Source organism: Methylobacterium sp. C1 (assembly GCF_001854385.1).
GTDB lineage: Bacteria > Pseudomonadota > Alphaproteobacteria > Rhizobiales > Beijerinckiaceae > Methylobacterium > Methylobacterium radiotolerans.
Genome location: NZ_CP017640.1, coordinates 3,527,484 through 3,551,006, shown reverse-complemented (window position 1 = coordinate 3,551,006; position 23,523 = coordinate 3,527,484). Strand labels below are relative to the sequence as shown.

The window sequence follows — 23,523 nt, the reverse complement described above, 5'->3', positions numbered from 1 at the left end:
CGTCACGGCGCGGTCCTGAGATGCTCGGCGGGGGCGCCGGCCGGACGGGTCGGGCCGGCGTCGCGCACCTTCAGGGCGTCCGTGTACATCCGCTCGACGTCCGCCCTGAACGCGGCGCGCGAGTCCGGGCGCGTGTAGAACATGTGCCCGCCCGGATAGACCGCGAGGCTCAGGCGTCCGGCCGCGTAGGCGGGGACCTGCGCGAGCAGGAGCTTCGAGGCGAAGTAGGGCGTCACCAGGTCGGTGTAGCCGTGCGCCACGAGGACGCGCAGGTGCCCGTCGAGCGCGAGGTCGCCCTTGAGGTTCGACAGGACCTCCGGGGCCTGCCGGCCCGAGCCCCAGCTCCAGCCGCGATTGACCGCGTTGTTCAGGAGCTCGTAGCGCATGTTGGTCACCGGCCACTTCAGCGCGCGCGCGTAGAGGTCGAGCATCGCGCTGGTCAGCGGCGCCTGGAGGGCCGTGAGCTGGGGGTCCTCGAAGCTCGACTGGGCGGCGTCCGGGTTCGGGTCCCAGCCGGTGATGCCGGTGTCGTAGGCGCTGGTCACGCGGCCCTCGGCGCGGTCGATCTCGCGCTGGACGCTGCGGGTGGAGAGGCGCGCCGCCTGCGCGCGCACCAGGGCTGGGTCGAGGCCGACCAGGGGCGCGACCTTCTCGGTCATCCGGGCGACGGCGGCCGTATCGCTCGGGCCCTTCAGCAGATCGCTCAGGTACGGACCCGTGGCGTACGCCTCCGCGTCGCCGAGAAGGGTGGGCGTCGGCACCGTGCCGGCCCGCTCCAGGGCGCCGGCCGCCAGCGAGGGCAGCTTTAGCACGTAGCCCCACGGGTTGGCCCGCGGCGTCTCCAGCCACGCGAAATCGAGCACCGGCGAGAGCAGCACCATGCCGGAGAGGCCAACGCCGATCTCCTCCTGGAGCTTCTCGGCGATCAGCGGGCCGCGGAATCCGCCGTAGCTCTCGCCGACGAAGAATTTCGGGCTCGCCATCCGGTCGTTGACGCGCAGGTAGCGGGCGATGGTCGCCGCCAGGGTCGAGGCGTCCGAATCGATCGACCAGTAGGCCTTGCCGTTCCCGTCCGCGGCCCGGCTGTAGCCGGTGCCCACGGGGTCCATGAAGACGAGGTCGGTGAAGCCCAGCCACGTCCCGTCGTTGGGCGTCAGCGTCACCGGCTGCGACGGGCTGATGCTGTCGCCGCCGACCGGCAGCCGCCAGGGCCCGATCGCCCCGATGTTGAGATAGGCCGACGCGGCGCCCGGGCCGCCGTTGACCGCGAAGGTGACGGGCCGCTCGCGGCCGGCCTGCGGCGCCATCGTGTAGGCGACGTAGGCGATCTCGGCCTGGAGCTTTCCCGCCTCGTCGACGAGGGGCAGGCTGCCGGCCGTGGCGGTGAAGTCGAGGGTCCGGCCGTCCGGCAGCGTGACGCTCTGCCTCGTCGTCGAATCGGGCGGGAGGCGGCGCCCCTCCGGGCCGCGCGGCGCCGGCTTGCTCTCCGCGGGATGCGGATGCGGCGCGTCCTGGGCCAGGGTGCCGGCGGGTGCGGCGACAGCCAGGGTGAGGGCGAGCGCGGCGCGCGCGAGACGTCCGTGGAGGGGCACCATCAAGCCTTCTTGTTCCAGCGTCCGGTATCGTCCTGCTGCCAGTAGGCCACCGCGTGGCCGGCGTCCTTGGCCTGTTTCCACTGCTCGCGGGCGCGCAGGAGGGCGTCCTGATCGGTCCCGTCGAACAGGATGCAGATCCGCTCGTACTGCCCGGCGTCGGGCGGCAGGTCGGCGCCCTCCACGAGGAAGCGGATCGAGGCCGTGTTGGGATTCACGTCCCGGAGCGTGAGCACCACCGGCTGACTCGCGGCGTCGGGCTCGCGGTCGGTGCCGTGCGGCAGGAAGCTCTCGTCGGAATAGGTCCAGAGGTGGTCGTCGAGCGCCTGCAGCCGTTCCTCGCTGGCCGCCTGGATCGCGGCCTGCCAGCCGCGGTCCAGCGAGCGCTCGACGAGGTTCGGCAGCACCTTCTCCAGGGGCTGCCGCTGCATGTGGTAGAAGAGGATCTCGGTCACGGCACCGAGGATATAGGGCCGCGGGGCGCCGCGCGAGCAGCGGCGCGCCGCCGCGGCCTCAGACCAGGCGGCTCTGCTCGATCGCGGCGCCGACGAACCCCTTGAACAGCGGGTGCGGCTCGAACGGGCGCGACTTCAGCTCCGGGTGGAACTGCACGCCGATGAACCACGGGTGCCCGACATGCTCCACGGTCTCGGGCAGCAGGCCGTCGGGCGAGACGCCGGAGAAGCGCAGGCCCTTGGCCTCCAGCCGCTCGCGATAGGCCATGTTGACCTCGTAGCGGTGGCGGTGCCGCTCCGAGATCTGCTCGGACCCGTAGATCTGGGCGATCTTCGACTCGGGGTCGAGCTTCGCCTCGTAGGCGCCGAGCCGCATCGTGCCGCCGAGGTCGCCGGCCGCGGCGCGCCGCTCCAGCTCGTTGCCGCGCAGCCACTCGGTGAGCAGGCCGACCACCGGCTCGGCGGTCTCGCCGAACTCCGTCGAATTCGCCTCCGGCATCCCGGCCAGCGAGCGGGCGGCCTCGATCACCGCCATCTGCATGCCGAAGCAGATGCCGAGGTAGGGGATGCGCTTCTCGCGGGCGTAGCGGGCCGCGCGGATCTTGCCCTCGGCCCCGCGCTGGCCGAAGCCGCCCGGGACCAGGATCCCGTTGAGACCCTCGAGGAAGGGCGCCGGATCCTCGCGCTCGAACACCTCGGCCTCGATCCACTCGAGGTTGACCTTCACCCGGTGGCTGATGCCGCCGTGGGTCAGCGCCTCGGTCAGCGACTTGTAGGCGTCCTTCAGCCCCGTGTACTTACCCACGATGGCGATCGAGACCTCGCCCTCGGGATTGCGCACGCGCTCCGCGATGGTCTGCCAGCGGCCGAGATCCGGCTCCTCGCCGTGCTCTAGGCCGAAATGGCCGAGCACCTCGCGGTCCAGGCCGGCGGTCCGGTAGGAGAGCGGCACCTCGTAGATCGAGGCCACGTCGAGCGCCTCGATCACCGCGGTCTGGCGGACGTTGCAGAACAGCGCGAGCTTGCGCCGCTCGTCCATCGGGATCGGCCGGTCGCAGCGGCAGAGCAGGATGTCGGGCTGGATGCCGATCGAGCGCAACTCCTTCACGGAGTGCTGCGTCGGCTTGGTCTTCAGCTCGCCGGCGGACGGGATGTAGGGCAGCAGCGTCAGGTGGACGTAGCAGCAGGTGCCCCGCGGCAGTTCCTGGCCGAGCTGCCGGATCGCCTCGAAGAACGGCAGGCCCTCGATGTCGCCGACCGTGCCGCCGATCTCCACCAGCACGAAATCGAAGCTGTCGTTGCCGTCGAGGACGAAGTCCTTGATCGCGTTGGTGACGTGCGGGATCACCTGAATCGTGGCGCCGAGGTAGTCGCCGCGCCGCTCCTTGGCGATGATGTCCTGGTAGATGCGGCCCGTGGTGATGTTGTCCGCCCGGCTCGCCGGGACGCCGGTGAAGCGCTCGTAATGCCCGAGGTCGAGGTCGGTCTCGGCGCCGTCGTCGGTGACGAACACCTCGCCGTGCTGCGTCGGGCTCATCGTGCCCGGATCGACGTTGAGGTAAGGGTCGAGCTTGCGCATCCGGACCCGGTAGCCGCGGGCCTGAAGGACCGCCGCCAGGGCCGCCGAGGCGAGGCCCTTGCCGAGAGAGGAAACCACGCCGCCGGTGATGAAAACGTACCGCGTCATGGGCCTCGGTCCATAAAGAAGCTGCTGGCATTTGCCAAACGGCGGAGGCCCCGGCCGGTGCATGGGCTGGGGATCGCGCGACGCATGGCGTGGACCGGCCGAGCGCCGGTCCGTCGGGACAAGGGTCGGACGCTGCGCCGCCCGCGGCGCGCGCCGTCAGCGCGACTGCGGCGCTTCCGGAACCGCCGGCTGCGCGGGGGCCGGGGCCGGCTGGGCCGGAGCGTTCGCGGGCGCCCGGTCCTGTTGCTGGCGCAGCGTGTCGAGCAGGTTGTCGGCACCGGTCGGCTGCTTGGCCGGCTGGCCGGACGTCTGCGGCGCGCCGGTGTCGAGGATCGACTTGGGCGCCGCCGAGCGATGCGACAGGATGGCGAGGACCATGCTGGTCGTGAAGAACAGGGCCGCCAGGATCGCGGTGGCCCGCGTCAGGGCGTTGGCCTGACCGCGGCCGGTCATGAATCCGCCGACGCCGCCACCGCCGCCACCGCCGAGCCCGAGGCCACCCTCGGAGCGCTGGAGCAGCACGACGCCGATCAGCGCGAGCACGATGATGAGGTGGACGACGATCAGGACGGTCTGCATCGGTGTTCCGGAGTCTTCTTCAGCGCCGCGCGCCGGCAGCGGGCACCGGAAGACGAACGCACGAGGGCCGGGGCCCGCGATCGTTCACGAACCTCCCGGGCACGGGGGCGTGCGGCGAGAGCTTCGGGGGCGACGCTTCGGGCGGACCGGCCGGAATTCGGCGACGACATACACCACCGGTCGCCCGTCGCCAACCTGACGCGAGCGGCCGGCTGTCCGCTTCGACCCTCGCCTTCGGCCGCGCATCGTGCTCTCTGTCGGGGAAGGGCGGCCTACCGAACGCGCCGCTCGGTCCGGGAGGCTAGCCATGTCCGTGTCCCGCCGCGCGGCGCTCGCCGCCGCCGCCATCGCCGTGCCCGTCCTGATTTGCTCGGGCCCGGGCTCCGCGGGCGGATCCGATGCCGCTCAGGGCGCCGCCGTGGAACAGGCGGTCGACGCCCTCACCAGGGCCCTTCTGTCGGCGGACGGGCCGGCCCTCGACGCCCTGGTCCTCGACGGGCTGAGCTACGGCCATTCCAGCGGTCAGGTGCAGGACAAGACGGCCTTCATCGAGACGCTGACCAGCAGGCGCTCGGCCTTCCCAAACATCACCCTGTCGGACCGGTCCGTCTCGGTGGTCGGCGACGACGCGATCGCGCGCCACATCTTCACCGGCGAGGTGGTCTCGGGCGGCAAGACGTCACCGGTGCATATCGGCGTGATGCAGGTCTGGCACAGCGACGGCGGCCGCTGGCGGCTGCTCGCCCGGCAGGCCTTCAAGATCTGACAACCCGGGCGCGCGAGCGCCGCACCCGGGCCTAACGGCGGCTGCGCGCTCAGGCGTAGGCGGCGCAGATCCCCAGGAAATCTTCCGCCACGAGGCTGGCGCCGCCCACGAGCGCGCCGTCGACGTTGTCCACCGACAGGAGTTCCTTGGCGTTCCCGGGCTTCACCGAGCCGCCGTAGAGGATGCGGATCTTCTGCGCCTCGTCGCCCACCAGCTTGTCGAGCATCTCCCGGAGGGAGGCGTGGACCTCGGCGATGTCGCGCGGCGTCGGCGTCCTCCCCGAGCCGATCGCCCAGACCGGCTCGTAGGCGATCACCGTGTCGGCCGCGGTCGCGCCCTTCGGCAGGCCGATGGCGAGCTGGGCGCGGACGATGTCGAGGGCGCGCCCCTGCTCGCGCTCCTCGATCGTCTCGCCGACGCAGATGATCCCGCACAGGCCCGCGCGCCGGGCGCCCAGCGCCTTCGCGTGGACCCCGTCGTCGGTCTCGTGGTGGTAGGCCCGGCGCTCGGAATGGCCGACGATCACGTACTTGGCGCCGAGGTCGGCGAGCATCTCGGCCGAGATCGAGCCCGTGAAGGCGCCGCTCGGGCGGGCATGCAGGTTCTGGCCGCCGATCGCGATCGGCGATCCGGCCGCTGCCGCCACGCAGGATCCGATCAGCGTCGCGGGCGGGCAGATCAGCACGTCGATGCGGGACGCGAGGTCCGGCGACAGCCCGTCGCGAATCGCTTCGACCACCTGGATGGATGACCGGGTCCCGTTCATCTTCCAGTTGCCGGCGACAAGCGGCCTGCGCCCAGACTGCGTCATTCCTGCCCTCGCTCCGTCGCGGCGTTTCCGAAGTTGCCGCGGCCTACCAGAGCGAGCTTGAGCGTGCAAACGGCCCGGCGTGCCCGAGCCTTTGCCTGTGGACGCGAATGGTCTATCGCGGTCGGCTCTCAGGGACAGCGCCGGCCCGGTGACGGGGCGGCTGCCGAAGGTACTCGATCACAGACCATGCTTCAGGGCATCCGCAACGCCAGCCAGCACTGGCTCGGCAAGATCGTCTTGACGATCATCTTCACGCTGCTGATCGCCGGTGTCGGCATCTTCGGGGTCGAGGAGTTCTTCCGCGGCGGCGCGAGCAACAAGGTGGCCACGGTCGGCAGCACGCCGATCACCGCCGAGCAGGTGCGCCAAGCCTACCAGAACCAGCTCCAGCGCTATCAGACGCAGCTGAAGCGTCCGCTCACGCCCGATCAGGCGCGGATGCTCGGTCTGGACCGGCAGGTGATGTCGCAGCTGATCACCGAGGCCGCCCTCGATCAGAAGACCCACGATCTCGGCCTCGCCGTGCCGGATGCCTCGGTGATCAAGGCGATCCACGAGGAGAAGAGCTTCCAGAACCAGCAGGGTCAGTTCGAGCCGCAGCTCTTCTACCAGACCCTGCAGCGCGCCGGCCTCAACGAGGGCCTGTTCGTGCGCGAGCAGCGCTCGGTGATCGCCCGCCTTCAGCTGGCCGAGGCCGTGTCGTCGGACCTGCACGTGCCGCTCGCCATGCGCGAAGCCGTTCACCGCTACACCACCGAGCGCCGCGCGGCCGCCTACCTGATGCTGACCCCTTCGGTGGCCGGCCAGATCCCCGATCCGACGGACGACGAGCTCAAGACTTGGTACGAGGCCAACAAGTCCGGCTTCCGGGCGCCGGAATTCCGGTCGGTCAACCTCCTCGTGGTCGAGCCCGAGGCGATGGCGAAGCCCGACGCGATCACGGAGGCCGACGCCCGCGCCGCCTACGCGCTGAACAAGGACCGCTACGGCACGCCCGAGAAGCGCACCATCCAGCAGATCGTGTTCCCCGACGCGGCCGCCGCCGAGGCGGCCCGCAAGGCGATTACGGACGGCTCCAAGACCTTCGACGCGGTGGCGGCCGAGCGCGGCACCGACGAGAAGGACCTGACCCTCGGCACGCTGACCAAGAGCGAGCTGTTCGACAAGGCCGTCGCCGACGCCGCCTTCGCGCTGCCGGAGGGCGGCGTGAGCCAGCCGGTCCAGGGCCGGTTCGGCACGGTGCTGCTGCGCGTGACCAAGATCGAGGCCGGGACGGTGAAGCCGTTCGAGGCGGTGGAGGGAGAGATCCGCAAGGCCCTCGCCCTGGCCCGTGCCCGCGACGCCATGGAGACCACCCGCGACGCGATTGAGGACCAGCGCGCCGGCGCCAAGCCCCTCGCCGACATCGCCGCGGAGCGCGGCCTCAAGATCGTCACCGTGAAGGCCGTGGACGCCAACGGCAAGGCACCGGACGGACAGCGGGTTACCGACATTCCCGATGCGGAGACCACCCTGCCGGCCCTGTTCCGCGCCGAGATCGGCGGCGACAACGAGCCCCTGCGGACCAAGACCGGCGGCTACGTCTGGTACGACGTGACCGGGATCGACGCCGCCCACGACAAGCCCCTCGATCAGGTCAAGGACGGCGTGAAGGCTGGCTGGACCGCGACAGAGATCGCCAAGCGCCTTCAGGCCAAGGGTCGCGAGCTCGTCGAGAAGATCAACAAGGGCGAGACCATGGAGGCGGCCGCCCAGGAGGTCGGCGTCAACCTGCAGGAGGCGCAGGATCTCGCGCGCAACCAGGCCAAGGACATGCTCACGGCGGACGTCGTGAACCTGATCTTCGCGACCCCGGTCGGCAAGGCCGGCACGGCGGCCGCGGGCGATTCGCGCGCGGTCTTCAAGGTCATGGCGGCGACGGTGCCCGCCTTCGTGGCCGATAGCCCGAGCGACAAGCAGATCACGCAGAGCTTCCAGGCGGCGCTCGCCGACGACGTGCTGTCCCAGTACATCAGCGAGGTCCAGAAGAACGCGGGCGTGAAGGTCGACCCGGCGGCCCTGCGGCGCGCCATCGGCGGCGAGTACTGAGGCATGGCCGAAGCGCCCGATTACGCGGCCTTCGCGGCGCGCTACGAGGCCGGGCAGCCGAGCCTCGTGGCGGTGAGCCTCGTCGCGGACCTCGAGACGCCGGTCGCGGCGTTCCTCAAGCTGCGCGCCGGCCATTCCGGACCGGCCTTCCTGCTCGAATCGGTCGAGGGCGGCGCCGTCCGCGGCCGGTACTCGATGATCGGCCTCGATCCGGACCTGATCTGGCGCTGCCGGGAGGGCGCGCCCGCGATCGCGCGCGGGGCAGACCTCACGCGGTTCGAGCCGGATTCCCGGGCGCCGCTCGCGAGCCTGCGGGCCCTGATCGCCGAGAGCGCCATCGGCGAGTCGGATGGCCAGGACCTGCCGCCGATGGCCGCCGGCCTGTTCGGCTATCTCGGCTACGACATGGTCCGCGCCATGGAGCGGCTGCCGGAGCCGAACCCGGACCCGCTCGGCGTGCCGGACGCGATCCTGGTGCGCCCCCGGGTGATGGTGGTCTTCGACTCCATCCGCGACGTCATCACCGTCGTGTCGCCGGTCCGGCCCGCCCCACGCGTCGCGGCCCGGGCCGCCTACGAGGACGCGCTGCAGCGCGTCGACCGGGTCGCCGCCGCCCTCGAGGGGCCGCTGCCGATCGAGGCGCGGGTCGACCTGTCGGCGGTCGCCCATCCCGAGCCGGTCTCGAACACGCCGCCGGACGACTTCTTCGCCATGGTGGCGCGCGCCAAGGAGTACATCGTCGCGGGCGACGTGTTCCAGGTGGTGCTGTCCCAGCGCTTCTCGGCGCCGTTCACGCTGCCGGCCTTCAGCCTGTACCGCTCGCTGCGGCGGACGAACCCGGCGCCGTTCCTGTGCTACCTCGATTTCGAGGATTTCCAGATCGTCTGCTCCTCGCCGGAGATCCTGGTGCGGGTGCGGGACGGGGTGGTCACGGTCCGCCCGATCGCCGGCACGCGCCGCCGCGGCGCGACCCCGGCCGAGGATGCCGCCCTGGCCGAGGAACTGCTCGCCGATCCGAAGGAGCGGGCCGAGCACCTGATGCTCCTCGATCTCGGCCGCAACGACGCCGGGCGGGTGTCGCGGATCGGCAGCGTCCGGGTGACCGACTCGTTCTTCATCGAGCGCTACAGCCAGGTCATGCACATCGTGTCGAACGTCGAGGGTGACCTCGACCCGCGCCACGACCCCCTGGAGGCTCTGGCCGCGGGATTTCCGGCCGGCACGGTCTCGGGTGCCCCGAAGGTGCGGGCCATGGAGATCATCGACGAGCTGGAGCGCGAGAAGCGCGGGCCGTACGCGGGCTGCATCGGCTACTTCGGCGCGCGTGGCGAGATGGACACCTGCATCGTCCTGCGCACCGCGGTGGTGAAGGACGGGACGATGCACGTCCAGGCCGGGGCGGGGATCGTCTACGATTCGGACTCGGCCTCCGAGCAGCAGGAATGCGTCAACAAGGCCAAGGCGCTGTTCCGAGCCGCCGAGGAGGCGGTACGGTTCGCCGCGCAGGCGAAGCGCGGGCAATAGGGAGGACGCGCGGCGGCGCCGGAGCCGCCGCCGTCCGACGCCGACGGTTGACCGCGCGGGTGCGAGCGGTCACATCGCCTGCATGCCCGAGCGTGCCGCCGCGATGCCCAACGTCCTCGTCATCGACAACTACGATTCCTTCACGTGGAATCTCGTGCACCTGATCGGGCCGCTCTGCGGCGCGGTCGAGGTCGCGCGCAACGACGCGCTCACGATCGCCGATATCCGCGCCAGGGCGCCCGACGCGATCGTGCTGTCGCCCGGGCCGTGCACGCCGACGGAGGCGGGGATCTGCCTCGACGTGGTCCGCGACCTGTCCGAGGAGATCCCGATCTTCGGCGTGTGCCTCGGCCTCCAGGCGATCGGCCAGGCCTTCGGCGGTGACGTCGTGCGGGCGCCCCTGCCGCTCCACGGCAAGGTCTCGACCATCCGGCACGGCGCGCGCGGCCTGTTCCGCGGCCTCAACGACAGCTTCGAGGCGACCCGCTACCACTCCCTGGTGGTCGACCGCGCGACCTGCCCGACGGCCCTGCGGGTCACCGCCGAGGCGGACGGCCTGATCATGGGCCTGGAGCACGCCGACCGGCCGCTCCACGGCGTCCAGTTCCACCCCGAGAGCATCCGGTCGCAGCACGGCGCGGAGATCGTGAAGAACTTCCTGGATCTCGCCGCCGCCTGGAACACGGCGCGTGACAGGACGCGCGCCGACGTGCATTGACGCCGGGGGCCGGGGCGGCCCTCCGTAAGAACCCATGGACAGCTTCAGACCCCATCTCGCGAAGGTCGCCGGGGGCCTCGCCCTCGACCGCGCCGAGGCCCGCGCCGCCTTCGACGACCTGCTGTCGGGCGAGGTCACGCCGGTCCAGGCCGGCGCCTTCCTGACCGCCCTCAAGGTGCGCGGCGAGAGCGTCGAGGAGATCGTCGGCGCGGCCGAGGCCATGCGGGCGCGCATGACGCGCGTCGCGGCGCCGGAGAACGCCGTCGACGTCGTCGGCACCGGCGGTGACCATTCCGGCAGCGTGAACGTCTCGACCCTGGCGGCGATCGTCGTGGCCGCCTGCGGCGTGCCGGTGGCGAAGCACGGGAACCGCGCGGCGACCTCGCGCTCCGGCGCCGCCGACGTGCTCGCGGCCCTGGGCGTCCGGCTCGGGCTCGACCCCGCCGCGCAGGCCCGCTGCCTCGACGAGGCCGGCCTCTGCTTCCTGTTCGCGCAGGCCCACCACCCGGCGATGCGCCACGTCGCGGCGGTCCGGTCCGAGCTGCCCGTGCGGACGATCTTCAACCTGCTCGGCCCGCTGAGCAACCCGGCCGGCGTGGGCTACCAGCTCTTCGGCGTCGCCCAGGCGGCCCTCGCGGAGCCGCTGACGCGGGTCCTGGCCGAACTCGGCAGCCGCCGGGTCTGGACCGTCCACGGATCCGATGGGCTCGACGAGATCACCGTCACCGGCCCGACGCAGGTCGTCGCCCTCGAGGAAGGCCGGTTGTCACACTTCACCATCGACCCGCGCGAATTCGGGCTGGCGCTGCGCGCGCCCGAGGAGCTGCGCGGCGGCGACCCGGCCGACAACGCGCGGTCCCTGGAGGCCGTCCTGGCGGGTGCGCGGAACGCCTATCGGGACATCGCGGTCCTCAACGCCGGGGCGGCGCTCGTGGTCGCGGGGGCCGCGCAGGCCCTGGCGGACGGCGTCGCGCAGGCGCAGGATGCCGTCGATTCCGGGGCCGCCCGGGCGACGCTCGCCCGCCTCGTCCGGGCCTCGAACGACCACTCCAACGGGCAGGAGGGCCGATGAGCTCGCTGACGCACGAGGCGACCCCGGAGACCGGCGCCGGGACCCCGACCGAGCGGCCGAACGTCCTCGCCCGCATCGAGGCCTACAAGCGCCGCGAGATCGCCGAGGCGAAGCTGCGCGTGCCGCTCGCCAAGCTGGAGCGGAAGGTCGCTCAGGCGGAGCCGGTGCGCGGATTCGCGGCGGCGATCCGGACCCATCTAGCCGCGGATCGCCCGGCGCTCATCGCCGAGGTGAAGAAGGCCTCGCCGTCGAAGGGCCTGATCCGCGCCGATTTCGATCCGGCGACCCTCGCCGCCGCCTACGAGGCCGGCGGCGCCACCTGCCTGTCGGTGCTGACCGACGAGCCCTCGTTCCAGGGTCGTCCCGAGTACCTGACGGCGGCGCGCGCGGCCTGCGGGCTGCCGGTGCTGCGCAAGGACTTCCTGTTCGAGCCCTATCAGGTCTACGAGGCCCGGGCCTGGGGCGCCGACTGCATCCTCGTCATCATGGCCTGCCTCGACGACGACGAGGCCGAGGCCCTGGTCGAGACGGCGCACCTCCTCGGGATGGATGTCCTGGTCGAGGTGCACGACGAGGCCGAACTCGCGCGGGCAATCACCCTCGGCACGGCGCTGATCGGTATCAACAATCGGAACCTCAAGACCTTCGAGGTCTCGTTCGAGACCGCGATCCGGCTGGCGCCGGGGATCCCGGCGGACCGGATCGCCGTGGCCGAGAGCGGGATCGGCGACCACGCCGACGTGGCGCGGCTGCGGGACAACGGCCTCGGCGTGGTCTTGGTCGGCGAGAGCCTGATGCGGCAGCCGGACGTCGCGGCAGCGGCCCGCGCCCTGCTGTTCGGCGACGCGGGGGCCACGGGCGGCAAGCCGCGGAAGAAGGCGTAAGGCATGCGACCGGGCTCGACGCTGACCCATCTCGACACCAGCGGCGCGGCCAACATGGTCGACGTCACCGACAAGCCCGCCACCGACCGGACCGCCCGGGCGGAAGGCCAGATCGTGATGAGGCCCGAGACGCTGGCGCTGATCCGCGAGGGCGACGCCAAGAAGGGCGACGTGATCGGCACGGCCCGGCTCGCCGGCATCATGGCGGCCAAGCGCACCCACGAGCTGATCCCGCTCTGTCACCCGCTCCTGCTGTCGAAGGTGCGGGTCGAGTGCGAGCCCGACGACGCGCTCCCGGGCCTGCGCATCGCCGCCGAGGTCCGTGTCCAGGGCCCGACCGGCGTCGAGATGGAGGCGCTCACCGCCGTCTCGGTGGCCTGCCTGACGGTCTACGACATGGTGAAGGCGGTCGATCGCGGCATGCGGATCGAGGGGATCCGGCTGACCGCAAAGGATGGCGGCCGCTCGGGCGCCTACCGGGCACCGGCGGAATGAGCGGCCTGATCCCGGTCGCGGAGGCGCTGGCCCGGGTGCTCGCGAGCGTCGCCGCGCCGGTCGAGGCCGAGACCGTCCCGCTGGCTCGGGCCGGCGGCCGGACGCTCGCGGCCGACGTCGTCGCCTCGCGGACCCAGCCGCCATTTCCGGCCTCGGCCATGGACGGCTACGCCGTGCGTAGCGCCGACGCCGCAATGGTCGGGGCGACCCTGCGGCTCATCGGCACCAGCGCGGCCGGCCACGGCTTCCCGGGACGCATCGGCGCGGGTGAGGCGGTCCGGATCTTCACCGGCGCGCCGGTTCCGGAGGGCGCGGACGCGATCCTCATCCAGGAGGACGCCGCCGCCGAGGCGGGCGCGGTGCGGGTCCTGGAGCCCGTGGAGCCGGCACGGTTCATTCGCCGGGCCGGCCTCGACTTCACCGCGGGCCAGACCCTGATCCCGGCCGGCACGAGCCTCGACGCGCGGCGCCTCGCGCTCGCCGCGGCGGCCGGTCATCCGCGGCTCCCGGTCCGTCGCCGGCCGCGCGTCGCGATCCTCGCCACCGGCGACGAGCTGGTGGAGCCGGGCGCGACGCCGGGCTGGGACCAGATCGTCGCCTCGAACAGCCTCGCGCTCGGCGCACTCGCCGCGGAGGCGGGCGCCGACATCGTCGATCTCGGCATCGCCGGGGACGACCACGACGCCCTGGCGGACGCGTTCCGTCGCGCCCGCGCGGCGCGGGCCGACCTGCTGGTCACCCTCGGAGGAGCCTCCGTGGGCGACCACGATCTGGTACAGGCCGCGCTCGCCAAGGAGGGGTTGGAGCTCGGCTTCTGGCGGGTCGCCCTCCGGCCGGGCAAGCCGCTGATGCACGGCCGTCTCGGCGACATGCTGGTGATCGGGCTGCCGGGCAATCCGGTCTCGTCCATCGTGTGCGGGCTGCTGTTCGTGGTGCCGGCGATCCGCGCGCTCCAGGGCGATCCGCGGGCGGGCGCCGACCGGAGCGAGCCGGCCACGCTCGGCCGCGACATGCCGGAGAATGACGGGCGGGCCGACTACATGCGGGCGAGCCTCGCCCTCGAGCCCGGCCGGCTGCCGGTCGCGACCGCCGAGCAGCGCCAGGATTCGTCGATGCTCGCCGTCCTCGGCCGGTCCGAGGCCCTGCTGCTCCGCGCCCCGCACGCGCCGGCCGCGCGCGCCGGCGATCCCTGCCGGATCATCCGCCTCGATCGCCGCCTGCTCTGATCGTCAGGGCACCACGCGCCAGGCCTTGAGCGGGCCGGGCACGTCCAGCGGCAAGAGGCGCGCGCTCCGGGCCGCGCCCTCGGCGAGTCGCGTGGCGTAAGCCGTCTCCGCCTGCAGATTCTCGGCCGGCCGTGCCGGGCAGGCCACGAGGTAGCGAACGTGGAACGCCGTGAGCACCCGGTCGAGGTCGGCCTCTGTGCCGCCCAATCCCACGATGGCCGCCGTGAGGCCGGGAATGGCGCGGTGATAGGGCGCGGCGACGATGCTGTGCGGGGTCCGGAGAAGGATCGACGGCCCCATGAAGATCGGTGCGAGCACGGTGCCTTCCGGCAGGCGCGCCAGGGGGCGGACGGCGGCGTCGTCGAGGCAGGCGGTGGTCTCGGCCGCGTCGGGCGCGGTGCGCAGGCCGGGCGCCAGGATCTCCGCCAGGAGCGCGGGGATCATCCAGAGGCTGCTGATCATCGCGGCCCCGAGGAGCGCGGCGGGCCAGCGCCGTTCCCCGGCCGGCAGGGCTTTCCGCGCCAGCGCTCGATCGAGGATTACCCCCGCCACCAGCGGCACGAAGCCGGAGACGATGTACAATCCGCGGAACTGCGCGATGCCGAGGATCAGTCCCGGCCACAGGAACAGCGCGACCACCGACCAGGCCCGGCGGTCGGGCCCGCGCCACGCCATCCCGGTGGCCGTGAGCGCCGCGAGGAACACCACGGGGTAGAAGACCAGCGCTTCCCACTGGCCGCGGGCCACGAACTTTGCCAACGGCGCCATCTCGTTGACCGTGAGCAGCCAGTGGATCCTCACCAGGGCCGGCATGTCGGGGAACGGGCCGTCGAGGCAGGACGGGAAGGCGGCGGCGAACCCGGCCAGCAGGATGGTCCCCGCCATTCCCGCCAGGGTGAGGCGCGCCGATACGGTCGCGAGGCGCTCGCCCGCGGCGGCGGCTGCGGCGACGAGGCCGAGGCCGCCCAGGGTGAGCCAGAGCCAGGGCGGCGAGAGCGCGTCGCAATGGGTGCCCCCCCACTGCGAGGGGGCCGTCTGGAGGGCGAACAGCACGGGCGCGGCCAGGCCGAGGCCCAGGCCGAAGCCCGCCAGCGACGGCAGGGCCGAGCGTCCGCGCAGGCACCACTCACCCGTGAGAAAGAGGGCCGCCAGCGCGACGAAGGGCAGGCCCTCGAGGCCGATCGCCAGCGAGCCCGCCGCCAGGATCCCGCCGATCAGGCCGGGTCGCAAACCCCCGCGGATCATGCAGAAGGCGAGACCGAGGATCGAGAGGATCTGCAGGTTGTGATGATCGACCCGCCCCGCCTGGAACTGGATCGTCACACCGAAAGTCTGCGTGGCCGCGATCACGGCCAGGAGTGCGGCCTCGCTGCCGAAGCTGTGCCGGACTCCGCGATACAGCAGCCAGCCGTAGAGCCCGAAGAGCAGCATCGGCCAGAGTGCGGCCGTCAGGCCCTCGGCGAGCGCGGGGCCCGTCAGGGGCGTGAGCACCAGGATCAGGCCGGCGATGGGCGCGTCGACGAGGCGCGACCAGTGGCCCGGCACGCCGCCCGGAGGCAGGAAGCGGTACTGGACGTTGTCGTACCAGCCCTGGCCGGCCAGCAGGTCGCGGACTTCAACGAGGCGCATGGCGTCGTCGGTATCCGGGACGCGCAGGTGGTGGATCGTCTCCCACACCGCGTGGGGGGCGTTCATCGTCGCGATGCAGAGGCCGGCGAGGACCCACAGCAGCGTGCGGGCCTCGATCCGCCCGCGCGGTCGGGAGAGAGGGAGCGCCGGAGCCGGCATGGTTGGATCACCCGGACGTGCGGTCGATGCCCGCGCCGGCATGCTCGCGCAATTCGGCTTAACGCGCGGTCAAAGGGAGGCGGACGGGCGGTCCAGCCGCCGGTCTGCCCCGCCGGCGCCAGCGATTCCTTAACCACGACCGGGCATGCTGGCGACCGGTCGGCGTCCTGCGCGTCGCGCGCCGCACCAATCGCCGGAGCATGGGATGAGCCACCACACCGAGACGCTGGTGATCGGCGCGGGGCCCGCGGGTCTGACCGCCGCCTACCTGCTGTCGAAGAAGGGCCGCTCCGTCACCGTCCTGGAGCGCGATCCGGCGCAGGTGGGCGGGATCTCGCGCACCGTCTCGCACAACGGCTACCTGTTCGATATCGGCGGCCACCGGTTCTTCTCGAAGTCCCAGGCCGTGGTCGATCTCTGGGACGAGATCCTCCCCGACGACTTCATCGAGCGCCCGCGCCTGTCGCGGATCTACTATCGCGGCCGGTACTACGCCTACCCGCTCAAGGCCTTCGAGGCGCTGCGCAACCTGGGCGTCCTCACCAGCGCGGCCTGCGTCGCCTCCTACCTCTACGCCCGCCTGCGGCCGGTCGCGGAGCCCAAGACCTTCCACGCCTGGGTCCGCAACCAGTTCGGCGAGCGCCTGTTCTCGATCTTCTTCAAGACCTACACCGAGAAGGTGTGGGGCATGTCGTGCGACGCGATCTCGGCCGACTGGGCGGCCCAGCGCATCAAGGGGCTCGACCTCGGTGCGGCGATCCGCGACGGCATCAAGCGGTCGCTGGGCCTGCGCAAGGCGCCGAAGGCCGGCGGTCCGGTCATCAAGACGCTCATCGAGTCGTTCCGCTATCCGCGCCGCGGCCCCGGCATGATGTGGGAGGCGGCGGCCGCCAAGATCCGCGCCCAGGGCGGTCAGCTGAAGCTCGACCGCAGCGTCGACTCCCTCAGCTACGATGCCCACACCGGCATCTGGACGGTGGCGGCCCGCCGCTCGGACGGCAGCCGCGAGACCTTCACCGCCCGCAACGTCGTCTCGTCCGCGCCGGTCCGCGAGCTGGTCGACGCGATCCGCCCGCGGCCGCTCAGCACCTTCAACGCCCGGGCGCTGAAGTACCGCGACTTCCTGACGGTGGCGCTCATCGCCAAGTCCGACAAGAACTTCCCGGACAACTGGATCTACATCCACGACCCGTCGGTGAAGGTCGGTCGCGTGCAGAACTTCCGCTCCTGGTCGCCCGAGATGGTGCCGGACGCGGACCACACCTGCCTGGGTCTGGAGTATTTCTGCTTCGAGGGCGACGGCTTGTGGAACGCCGACGATTCCGAGCTGGTGGAGCTCGCCAAGCGCGAGATCGGGCAGATCGGCCTGATCGACCCGGCCGACGTCGTCGATGCCTGCGTGGTCCGCCAGCCGAAGGCCTACCCGGTCTACGACGAGGAGTATGCCGGCCACGTGGTCACCGTGCGGCGGGAGCTGGAGCGGGATTTCCCGAGCCTGCACCTCGTGGGCCGCAATGGCATGCACAAGTACAACAACCAGGACCACGCGATGATGACCGCGATGCTGACCGTGGAGAACATCCTCTGCGGCCGGCGCCGGCACGATGTCTGGCGGGTGAACGAGGACGCCGAGTACACCGAGTCCGGCGTGTCGGGCTCCGACCTCGCCCTGGGCAGCGAGCGCCTCGTGCCGCGCAAGGTGGCCTGACGCGCGACAGCGCCCCGGCCGCGTCACCGGCGCGGCTTGCCGGTCCATCCCGCGCCTCTATCGTTCCCTCCCGGTAATGCCCTGGTCCAAGGGCTGCCGGGAGGATTCTTTCGATGCGATCTCTGCTTCTCGCCGCGCTCTTCGCGGGCGTGGCCCTGCCGGCGGCGGTGCTCCCCGTCCTGGCGCAGGGCGCCGCCCCTGCCGAGACCAAGGCGAAGACCGACGACCTCGAGAAGCTCGAGGGCTTCCACAGCACCGACACCCAGGCCGCCGCGGAGATCCCGCAGACCGGCCGCCGCGCCGACGCGATCCGCAAGACCCTGTCGAAGATCAAGCTGCCGGAGGGCTTCAAGATCGATCTCTACGCCGTGGTACCGGACGCCCGCGCCATCGCGGTCGGCCCCAATGCCGGGGTGCTGTTCGTCGGCACGCGCAAGAGCAAGATCTACACGGTCACCGACCGCGACAAGGACCGGGTCGCCGACGAGGTCCGCCCCTTCGCGCCGGGCATCACGTTCAAGATCCCGAACGGCGTCTGCTTCTCGAAGGACGGCGTGCTCACCGTGGTCGAGCAGAACCGCGTCCTGGCCTTCCCGGCCGCCGAGTTCTTCTACGAGAACCCGGACGTCGCCGCCGGCGTGCTGGTCAAGCAGGGCCAGCTGATCCCGGCCTCCGAGGAGAGCTTCAACCACACCGCCCGGGTCTGCCGGGTCGGGCCGGATGGCAAGACCTACATCGCGCTCGGCCAGCCCTACAACGTGCCGCCCGCCGAGAAGATGGACCTCTACAAGAAGACCGGTATCGGCGGCATCATCCGCATCGACGCCGACGGCAAGAACCGCGAGGTCTACGCGACCGGCATCCGCAACTCGGTCGGGATGGACTTCAACACCGACAAGTCGCTGTGGTTCACCGACAACCAGGTCGACGGCATGGGCGACGACAAGCCGCCGGGCGAGCTGAACCGCTCCACCAAGGCGGGCGAGAATTTCGGCTTCCCGTGGTTCGGCGGCGGCTCGGTCCGCACGGTCGAGTACAAGGATCAGACCCCGCCGACCGACGCCGTCGCTCCGCAGGCCGAGCTGCCGCCGCACGCGGCCGATCTCGGCATGACCTTCTACAACGGCAAGCAGTTCCCGGCGTCGTACAAGGGCGGGATCTTCATCGCCGAGCACGGCTCGTGGAACCGCACCGAGCCGGTGGGCGCCCGGGTGATGTTCGCCAAGCTCGGCGCCGACGGGAAGGTCGAGTCGGTCAAGCCGTTCGCAGAAGGGTGGCTCACCGGCGACGGCGAGTATCTCGGCCGCCCGGTGGACGTGGCGGTGATGCTCGACGGCTCGCTGCTCGTCTCGGACGATTCCGCCGGGGCGATCTACCGGATCTCCTACGAGAAGTAGCCTCTTGTGACCTGGCGCCTCTCCGCTCGTGAGGCGCCAGGTCGAGGGCGCGCGCGTCCCGTTCCGACGCGAGCGGGCAAGTCTTCACTGATCCCAGAGTTCGAGCTCGCCCGATGATCCGTTTGCTTCTCGTCCTGACCGCCACCCTCGTTCCGCTCTCGGCGCAGGCCGGCGACGCGACCGCGGGCAAGAAGCGGGCGACCGCCTGCCAGACCTGTCATGGGATGGACGGGCTCTCGAAGCTGCCGGAGGCGCCGAACCTCGCCGGGCAGGTCGAGCCCTACCTCGTGAAGGCACTCACCGAGTACCGCGACGGCAAGCGGCAGAACGAGATCATGAACGTGGTCGCGAAGGAGCTGTCGGACGCCGATATCGCCAACCTGGCGGCGTACTATTCCGGCATCCAGATCGACGTGCTGCCGCCGGGCTAGGCGGCACCCCCGTCACTGCGAGCGGAGCGAAGCGATCCGGTTGCGCCAAGCAAACCGACGTCGCGCTAGCCTGGATCGCTTCGCTCCGCTGGCGACGCCGCGGATCAATCGTCCATCTTCAGGGCGGCGATGAACGCCTCCTGGGGGATCTCGACGCGCCCGAACTGGCGCATCTTCTTCTTGCCTTCCTTCTGCTTGTCGAGAAGCTTGCGCTTGCGCGAGATGTCGCCGCCGTAGCACTTGGCGGTGACGTCCTTCGACAGGGCCTTGATCGTCTCGCGGGCGATGATCTTGCCGCCGATCGCCGCCTGGACGGGAATCTGGAACAGGTGGCGCGGGATCAGGTCCTTCAGCTTCTCGCACATGGCCCGGCCGCGCGACTCGGCGCGGGTGCGGTGGACCAGCATCGAGAGGGCGTCCACCGGCTCGGCATTCACCAGGATCGACATCTTCACGAGGTCGCCCTCGCGGTAGTCCGACACGTGGTAGTCGAAGGAGGCGTAGCCCTTCGAGATCGACTTGAGCCGGTCGTAGAAGTCGAACACCACCTCGTTCAGCGGCAGGTCGTAGACGACCATGGCGCGCTTGCCGACGTAATTGAGGTCGATCTGGACGCCGCGCCGGTCTTGGCAGAGCTTGAGCACGCCGCCGAGATACTCGTCCGGCGTCAGGATCGTGGCGCGGATCCAGGGCTCCTCGACCGTCTCGATCTTCATGACGTCCGGCATGTCGGCCGGATTGTGCAACTCCTTGATCTCGCCGTCGCGCATCTTGAGCCGGTAGACCACCGACGGCGCCGTGGAGATCAGGTCGAGGTTGAATTCGCGCTCCAGCCGCTCCTGGATGATCTCCAAGTGCAGGAGCCCGAGGAAGCCGCAGCGGAAGCCGAAGCCGAGCGCGGCCGAACTCTCCATCTCGTACGAGAACGAAGCGTCGTTGAGCCGGAGCTTGCCCATGGCCGAGCGCAGGTTCTCGAACTCTGCCGCGTCCACGGGGAACAGGCCGCAGAACACCACTGCCTGAACTTCCTTGAAGCCCGGCAGCATCTCGGTGGTTTGGCGCTTGTCCTCGGTGATCGTGTCGCCGACGCGGGTGTCGGCCACCTCCTTGATCGAGCCGGTGAAGAAGCCGACCTCGCCCGGGCCCAGCGCATCGATGTCGGCCATCTTCGGCCGGAACACGCCGATCCGGTCGACGCCGTAGACCGCGTCGGCGCCCATCATGCGGATGGTCATGCCCTTCTTGAGGGTGCCGTCGATGATCCGCACCAGCACCACGACGCCGAGATAGGCGTCGTACCAGCTGTCCACGAGGAGCGCCTTCAGGGGCGCGTCGCGGTTGCCCTTCGGCGGCGGCAGGCGCGTGACGATCGCCTCCAGCACCGCCTCGATGTTGAGGCCGGTCTTGGCCGAGATCGGCACGGCGTCGGAAGCGTCGAGGCCGATCACCTCCTCGATCTGCTCCTTCACCCGGTCTGGCTCGGCGGCCGGCAGATCGACCTTGTTGAGGACCGGGACGATCTCGTGATTGGCGTCGAGCGCCTGGTAGACGTTGGCGAGCGTCTGCGCCTCGACACCCTGGGAGGCGTCGACCACCAGCAGCGAGCCCTCGCAGGCGGCGAGCGAGCGCGAGACCTCGTAGGCGAAGTCCACGTGGCCGGGCGTGTCCATCAGGTTCAGGACGTAGTCCTTGCCGTCCTGCGCCTTGTACTCCAGGCGCACGGTCTGCGCCTTGATGGTGATGCCGCGCTCCTTCTCGATGTCCATCGAGTCGAGCATCTGCTCGGACATGTCCCGCAAGGCCACGGTCCCGGTGGCCTGGATCAGCCGGTCGGCCAAGGTCGATTTGCCGTGGTCGATATGCGCGACGATCGAGAAGTTGCGGATGGTGTCGATCGGGGCTGTCATCGGCATTCCGTTGGGGCGCGCGCCGGCGCGCACCGTCTGACGTCGGGACGTGTTCGGATAAAGCGGCTCCCGCGCGAGATAGCAGCGCGGCGGGGAGGCGCCAAGCGCGGCCTGAGCGCCCGGGCGGACGCGCAGCCCGACGCGAAGCACCGGCGGCGGCATTCGGCACCGCGGGCAGGACCCGGAACACTGTCGGTGACAGGCCTGCGCCGCCGGCGGGTCCTCCCGGCGGCGACATAAAAGCAACGGGGGCCGGAACGGGCCGGCCCCCGGGTCACGATCGTGTCTGGCGCCGAGGAGCGATCTGGCTCAGCGACCGCGGTCGCGGATCAGTCGCTCGATCTCGGCCTCGCCGTGGGAGCGCGCCTTGGCCTCGGTCGGATGCTTCCGGTCCGAACGCTGGTGCAGCTTGCCGTGCTTGCGGATGCTCCACTGGAACAGGGAGCCGCTCTCGCCGACCGGCTCCACGTCGAGGCTGAAGGGGTAGGTATCTGTCTGGGTATCGCTCATGGGGCCGATATGGGGCGGTCAGCGACCTTTCGCCATGCCTGATCGGCAAGTCCTTGCGCGTTTACGCGTCCGCACCGGTCGCGCGCGCCCGCGCGGCCATGGCAACGAGGCTTTTGCGCAGCGCACCCATGTCGGTGACGCGCTCCGGATAGGGGACCCGCACGGTGCGGTCGGCGGCCATCAGGTCCATGCCCTCGGGGTCCAGGCCGGTGAGCCGCCAGGGCAGATCGGCTGCGCCGCCGGCGCCGGCGGCGTAGAGCGCCAGCGCGTCCGCGTGATCGGCGTTCATGTGCTCGACCGCGCCGCGCTCGCCCGCCACGATGGCCTGCGCGTCCGAGAGGTCGAGGAGGAGCTGGTCGCGGGTCAGGGTCGCGGCCTTGGCGAAGCCGCCGTTGAGGTGGCCGGCCTCGGGCGCCAGGGCGAAGAAGCCGAAATCCGGGAAGTCGGCGTAGAGCTTGGCCTTGGGGTGGCGAGCCAGGAACCGCTCCCGCGCCCGCGCCTCGACGGTCTGGACGGCGCGGCCCACCACGGTCAGCCGGGGATGGGCGAGGGGATCGCCCTTGCCACCCTGCGAGAACAGCAGCGAGCAGCGCGGGTCGGCCAGCAGGTTGCGGGTGTGGGCCGACAGCCGCGACAGCAGCATCAGCGGCGTGCCGTCCGCGTCGGTGGCGGTCGTGACGAGGGAGGCGAAGGGCGTCCCGTCCGGGTCGAGGGTCGCGAGCGCCCCGGACCGGACGCTGCGCAGGAGCGTGCGCGACAGGCCGATCGCGTCGAACGGGGCCGCCTCGGCCGGCAGCGGACGGGCCGGTCCGCCCGCACCCGGACCCGTGTCGATCGTCTCGCCCATGCGCGATTCCTCCCCCCACCCGAGCGGCCGCCCGGTTTCGCCGCCACGTTAGCGGCGCAACGGGGGCGGCGCGAGGCGCCGCGACCGCGTCAGATGGGCCGGAGGAGGAGCGATGGGCGCCGGTGTTACGGCCAAGCTATGACCGCCGCTCGCTTTTTCCGATCGGCCGTACTAAAGCACCTGTCCCTTTGCGCGTGCCGGGTTGCGCCCAAACTGCCCGGTTCGCGTTTTTGTCTGCCCCCTCGGGGCCGGGACGTGGCGCGGCCTGTGCGAAGAGCCGGGACCGCGCCTGAGCCCGTTCAGTCAGGGACCGCGCATGCCGACCATCGCCCTCGTCGACGACGACCGGAACATCCTCACCTCTGTGTCGATCGCGCTTGAGACCGAAGGCTACCGCATTCAGACCTACACGGACGGCGCCTCCGCGCTGGACGGTCTGCGCCATTCCCCGCCCGATCTCGCGATCTTCGATATCAAGATGCCGCGCATGGACGGGATGGAGCTTCTCCGACGCCTGCGGCAGAAATCGGACCTTCCCGTGATCTTTCTGACGTCGAAGGACGAGGAGATCGACGAGCTGTTCGGCCTCAAGATGGGCGCGGACGACTTCATCCATAAGCCGTTCTCGCAGCGCCTGCTGGTGGAGCGGGTGAAGGCGGTGCTCCGGCGCTTCGCCAAGGAGGCCCCCGGCGGCACGCCCCGCGGCGAGGCCGAGGTCGCGGCCCGGTCGCTCGAGCGCGGCGCGCTGATGATGGATCCCGAGCGGCACACCTGCACGTGGAAGGGCGAGCCGGTGACCCTGACGGTCACGGAGTTCCTGATTCTCCAGGCCCTCGCGCAGCGCCCCGGCGTGGTGAAGAGCCGCAACGCCCTCATGGATGCCGCCTACGACGATCAGGTCTACGTCGATGACCGGACGATCGACAGCCACATCAAGCGGTTGCGGAAGAAGTTCAAGGTCACAGACCAGAGCTTCGACATGATCGAGACGCTCTACGGCGTCGGCTATCGATTCAAGGAGGCGTGATCTCCAGGATC

21 protein-coding genes are annotated in these 23,523 nt (G+C 71.1%); 12 read left to right on the top strand and 9 right to left on the bottom strand.

Annotated features, from left to right (window positions below; genetic code table 11):
• Nucleotides 1-2 precede the first annotated feature (2 nt).
• From BKE41_RS16480 to secG, 4 genes are all read right to left on the bottom strand, one after another.
• Nucleotides 3-1,595: a peptidase S10 gene (locus tag BKE41_RS16480; protein WP_070999841.1), complete on the bottom strand. Its 1,593-nt coding sequence runs from the start codon at nt 1,593-1,595 to the stop codon at nt 3-5.
• On the bottom strand, nt 1,595-2,047 hold the full coding sequence (locus tag BKE41_RS16475; protein ID WP_012320055.1) for a DNA polymerase III subunit chi: 453 nt from the start codon (nt 2,045-2,047) through the stop codon (nt 1,595-1,597). Before BKE41_RS16475 ends, BKE41_RS16480 begins: the two co-directional genes overlap by 1 nt.
• A gap of 58 nt (nt 2,048-2,105) precedes the next feature.
• A complete protein-coding gene (locus tag BKE41_RS16470) occupies nt 2,106-3,734 on the bottom strand; it encodes a CTP synthase (RefSeq protein WP_012320054.1) in 1,629 nt (542 codons plus the stop codon).
• A gap of 156 nt (nt 3,735-3,890) precedes the next feature.
• Nucleotides 3,891-4,313 carry a preprotein translocase subunit SecG gene (gene secG / locus BKE41_RS16465; protein WP_012320053.1) on the bottom strand — a complete coding sequence of 141 codons (423 nt, stop codon included), beginning with the start codon at nt 4,311-4,313 and terminating at the stop codon, nt 3,891-3,893.
• Between the two features lie 307 nt (nt 4,314-4,620).
• Here secG and BKE41_RS16460 point away from each other — a divergent pair, with 307 nt between their 5' ends.
• A complete protein-coding gene (locus BKE41_RS16460; RefSeq protein ID WP_070999840.1) occupies nt 4,621-5,079 on the top strand; it encodes a nuclear transport factor 2 family protein in 459 nt (152 codons plus the stop codon).
• A 49-nt stretch (nt 5,080-5,128) separates the two neighbouring features.
• On the opposite strand, the gene tpiA is transcribed toward BKE41_RS16460, so the two are convergent.
• The gene (gene tpiA, locus BKE41_RS16455) at nt 5,129-5,890 is read right to left on the bottom strand and encodes a triose-phosphate isomerase (RefSeq protein WP_012320051.1); all 762 of its coding nucleotides are present in this window, start codon (nt 5,888-5,890) and stop codon (nt 5,129-5,131) included.
• Nucleotides 5,891-6,076: 186 nt separating this feature from the next.
• Between tpiA and BKE41_RS16450 the strand changes: the two genes are divergently transcribed.
• From BKE41_RS16450 to glp, 7 genes are all read left to right on the top strand, one after another.
• Nucleotides 6,077-7,978, top strand: a complete 1,902-nt coding sequence (locus tag BKE41_RS16450) for a peptidylprolyl isomerase (protein ID WP_070999839.1) — start codon at nt 6,077-6,079, stop codon at nt 7,976-7,978.
• 3 nt (nt 7,979-7,981) lie between these two features.
• Nucleotides 7,982-9,502: an anthranilate synthase component I gene (gene trpE, locus BKE41_RS16445; RefSeq protein ID WP_024829524.1), complete on the top strand. Its 1,521-nt coding sequence runs from the start codon at nt 7,982-7,984 to the stop codon at nt 9,500-9,502.
• 103 nt (nt 9,503-9,605) lie between these two features.
• Nucleotides 9,606-10,220: an aminodeoxychorismate/anthranilate synthase component II gene (locus BKE41_RS16440; protein WP_012320048.1), complete on the top strand. Its 615-nt coding sequence runs from the start codon at nt 9,606-9,608 to the stop codon at nt 10,218-10,220.
• Nucleotides 10,221-10,254: 34 nt separating this feature from the next.
• Nucleotides 10,255-11,292, top strand: a complete 1,038-nt coding sequence (trpD, locus tag BKE41_RS16435) for an anthranilate phosphoribosyltransferase (RefSeq protein WP_024829525.1) — start codon at nt 10,255-10,257, stop codon at nt 11,290-11,292.
• Complete coding sequence (gene trpC / locus BKE41_RS16430; protein WP_043074027.1) at nt 11,289-12,176, top strand: indole-3-glycerol phosphate synthase TrpC; 888 nt, start codon at nt 11,289-11,291, stop codon at nt 12,174-12,176. The genes trpD and trpC overlap by 4 nt, the downstream gene beginning before the upstream one ends.
• 3 nt (nt 12,177-12,179) lie before the next feature.
• Nucleotides 12,180-12,671: a cyclic pyranopterin monophosphate synthase MoaC gene (gene moaC / locus BKE41_RS16425; RefSeq protein WP_024829527.1), complete on the top strand. Its 492-nt coding sequence runs from the start codon at nt 12,180-12,182 to the stop codon at nt 12,669-12,671.
• The gene (gene glp, locus BKE41_RS16420; RefSeq protein ID WP_012320044.1) at nt 12,668-13,897 is read left to right on the top strand and encodes a gephyrin-like molybdotransferase Glp; all 1,230 of its coding nucleotides are present in this window, start codon (nt 12,668-12,670) and stop codon (nt 13,895-13,897) included. The genes moaC and glp overlap by 4 nt, the downstream gene beginning before the upstream one ends.
• Before the next feature lie 3 nt (nt 13,898-13,900).
• Here the strand turns inward: glp and BKE41_RS16415 are convergent, their stop codons facing one another.
• The gene (locus BKE41_RS16415) at nt 13,901-15,685 is read right to left on the bottom strand and encodes a hypothetical protein (protein WP_059408410.1); all 1,785 of its coding nucleotides are present in this window, start codon (nt 15,683-15,685) and stop codon (nt 13,901-13,903) included.
• Between the two features lie 205 nt (nt 15,686-15,890).
• Between BKE41_RS16415 and BKE41_RS16410 the strand changes: the two genes are divergently transcribed.
• The 3 genes from BKE41_RS16410 to BKE41_RS16400 all read left to right on the top strand — a co-directional run bounded on the left by BKE41_RS16410 (nt 15,891) and on the right by BKE41_RS16400 (nt 19,221).
• Nucleotides 15,891-17,393, top strand: a complete 1,503-nt coding sequence (locus tag BKE41_RS16410) for an NAD(P)/FAD-dependent oxidoreductase (RefSeq protein WP_070999838.1) — start codon at nt 15,891-15,893, stop codon at nt 17,391-17,393.
• A gap of 113 nt (nt 17,394-17,506) precedes the next feature.
• Nucleotides 17,507-18,790, top strand: coding sequence for a PQQ-dependent sugar dehydrogenase (locus BKE41_RS16405; RefSeq protein WP_043074025.1), 1,284 nt, complete (start codon nt 17,507-17,509; stop codon nt 18,788-18,790).
• 113 nt (nt 18,791-18,903) lie between these two features.
• Entirely contained in the window at nt 18,904-19,221 is a 318-nt protein-coding gene (locus BKE41_RS16400) for a cytochrome c (RefSeq protein ID WP_012320040.1), read from the top strand.
• 104 nt (nt 19,222-19,325) lie between these two features.
• On the opposite strand, the gene lepA is transcribed toward BKE41_RS16400, so the two are convergent.
• The 3 genes from lepA to BKE41_RS16385 form a co-directional block, all read right to left on the bottom strand.
• On the bottom strand, nt 19,326-21,128 hold the full coding sequence (gene lepA / locus BKE41_RS16395) for a translation elongation factor 4 (RefSeq protein ID WP_012320039.1): 1,803 nt from the start codon (nt 21,126-21,128) through the stop codon (nt 19,326-19,328).
• A 309-nt stretch (nt 21,129-21,437) separates the two neighbouring features.
• A complete protein-coding gene (locus BKE41_RS16390) occupies nt 21,438-21,638 on the bottom strand; it encodes a hypothetical protein (RefSeq protein WP_010682254.1) in 201 nt (66 codons plus the stop codon).
• 61 nt (nt 21,639-21,699) lie between these two features.
• The gene (locus tag BKE41_RS16385; protein WP_012320038.1) at nt 21,700-22,485 is read right to left on the bottom strand and encodes a DUF2470 domain-containing protein; all 786 of its coding nucleotides are present in this window, start codon (nt 22,483-22,485) and stop codon (nt 21,700-21,702) included.
• A 316-nt stretch (nt 22,486-22,801) separates the two neighbouring features.
• Here BKE41_RS16385 and BKE41_RS16380 point away from each other — a divergent pair, with 316 nt between their 5' ends.
• Nucleotides 22,802-23,512: a response regulator transcription factor gene (locus BKE41_RS16380; protein ID WP_012320037.1), complete on the top strand. Its 711-nt coding sequence runs from the start codon at nt 22,802-22,804 to the stop codon at nt 23,510-23,512.
• Nucleotides 23,513-23,523 lie beyond the last annotated feature (11 nt).

What these genes read in the sequence shown, in the direction of transcription:
- BKE41_RS16405 (WP_043074025.1), top strand. Translation starts at nt 17,507, where the DNA reads ATGCGATCTCTGCTTCTCGCCGCGCTCTTCGCGGGCGTGGCCCTGCCG.
- moaC (WP_024829527.1), top strand. Translation starts at nt 12,180, where the DNA reads ATGCGACCGGGCTCGACGCTGACCCATCTCGACACCAGCGGCGCGGCC.
- BKE41_RS16385 (WP_012320038.1), bottom strand. Translation starts at nt 22,485, where the DNA reads ATGGGCGAGACGATCGACACGGGTCCGGGTGCGGGCGGACCGGCCCGT.
- secG (WP_012320053.1), bottom strand. Translation starts at nt 4,313, where the DNA reads ATGCAGACCGTCCTGATCGTCGTCCACCTCATCATCGTGCTCGCGCTG.
- trpE (WP_024829524.1), top strand. Translation starts at nt 7,982, where the DNA reads ATGGCCGAAGCGCCCGATTACGCGGCCTTCGCGGCGCGCTACGAGGCC.
- trpD (WP_024829525.1), top strand. Translation starts at nt 10,255, where the DNA reads ATGGACAGCTTCAGACCCCATCTCGCGAAGGTCGCCGGGGGCCTCGCC.
- BKE41_RS16470 (WP_012320054.1), bottom strand. Translation starts at nt 3,734, where the DNA reads ATGACGCGGTACGTTTTCATCACCGGCGGCGTGGTTTCCTCTCTCGGC.
- BKE41_RS16460 (WP_070999840.1), top strand. Translation starts at nt 4,621, where the DNA reads ATGTCCGTGTCCCGCCGCGCGGCGCTCGCCGCCGCCGCCATCGCCGTG.
- BKE41_RS16450 (WP_070999839.1), top strand. Translation starts at nt 6,077, where the DNA reads ATGCTTCAGGGCATCCGCAACGCCAGCCAGCACTGGCTCGGCAAGATC.
- BKE41_RS16410 (WP_070999838.1), top strand. Translation starts at nt 15,891, where the DNA reads ATGAGCCACCACACCGAGACGCTGGTGATCGGCGCGGGGCCCGCGGGT.
- BKE41_RS16390 (WP_010682254.1), bottom strand. Translation starts at nt 21,638, where the DNA reads ATGAGCGATACCCAGACAGATACCTACCCCTTCAGCCTCGACGTGGAG.
- lepA (WP_012320039.1), bottom strand. Translation starts at nt 21,128, where the DNA reads ATGACAGCCCCGATCGACACCATCCGCAACTTCTCGATCGTCGCGCAT.
- BKE41_RS16400 (WP_012320040.1), top strand. Translation starts at nt 18,904, where the DNA reads ATGATCCGTTTGCTTCTCGTCCTGACCGCCACCCTCGTTCCGCTCTCG.
- glp (WP_012320044.1), top strand. Translation starts at nt 12,668, where the DNA reads ATGAGCGGCCTGATCCCGGTCGCGGAGGCGCTGGCCCGGGTGCTCGCG.
- BKE41_RS16380 (WP_012320037.1), top strand. Translation starts at nt 22,802, where the DNA reads ATGCCGACCATCGCCCTCGTCGACGACGACCGGAACATCCTCACCTCT.
- BKE41_RS16480 (WP_070999841.1), bottom strand. Translation starts at nt 1,595, where the DNA reads ATGGTGCCCCTCCACGGACGTCTCGCGCGCGCCGCGCTCGCCCTCACC.
- BKE41_RS16440 (WP_012320048.1), top strand. Translation starts at nt 9,606, where the DNA reads ATGCCCAACGTCCTCGTCATCGACAACTACGATTCCTTCACGTGGAAT.
- tpiA (WP_012320051.1), bottom strand. Translation starts at nt 5,890, where the DNA reads ATGACGCAGTCTGGGCGCAGGCCGCTTGTCGCCGGCAACTGGAAGATG.
- BKE41_RS16415 (WP_059408410.1), bottom strand. Translation starts at nt 15,685, where the DNA reads ATGCCGGCTCCGGCGCTCCCTCTCTCCCGACCGCGCGGGCGGATCGAG.
- trpC (WP_043074027.1), top strand. Translation starts at nt 11,289, where the DNA reads ATGAGCTCGCTGACGCACGAGGCGACCCCGGAGACCGGCGCCGGGACC.